Below are 509 nucleotides of genomic sequence, written 5' to 3'. Positions count from 1 at the left end.
AATTGTAGTCGACGATGTCCGTGATGCGGAAGTCGTAGACGCGGCCGATCACCTCGACAGGTTCGATGTCCGTGGCAACATGGTGGGCCAGCTCCAGGTTGGCGCTGGGCTGGGTGCTGAAGTCTGGCGGCGCATTCTCGGCAATGGTCCGGAAGTAAACGTGGTAATCCCCTTCATCCACCCATACCGGCAGGAAGAACTCGGTGTCGAGCTGGTTGGTCGGGATCGTGATCCAGGTGTTCTTCGGGTAAAAGATACGCTTGTCCCCGCTATAGACGTCAAACGGGAAGTAGACCTGCTTGGACCGGATGTACTTGGCATAGTCGCGGTGACCGTATCCCGGGATGTTCCGATGCTGGCCGGATGTTGGTATCCGCACGGTAAAAGGCCGATCCAGGATGAAGGCAGAGCGCGCAGCATTCGGCACCGTCTTCTGGTTATGGGCTTGATCATCCGTGACAGAGGCATAGTTAACGACCGGCGTATGGACGGTGACGGTATTGATCTGG

Annotated in this window: 1 pseudogene; it reads right to left on the bottom strand. The window is 57.2% G+C overall.

The annotated features are described in order from the left end of the window. A pseudogene (locus tag JCM10914_RS31170) lies at window positions 1-509 on the bottom strand (hypothetical protein); the annotation flags it as partial.

Source organism: Paenibacillus sp. JCM 10914 (genome assembly GCF_001315105.1).
Taxonomy (GTDB): domain Bacteria; phylum Bacillota; class Bacilli; order Paenibacillales; family Paenibacillaceae; genus Paenibacillus_AQ.
This window is presented reverse-complemented; position numbering and strand designations above follow the sequence as displayed.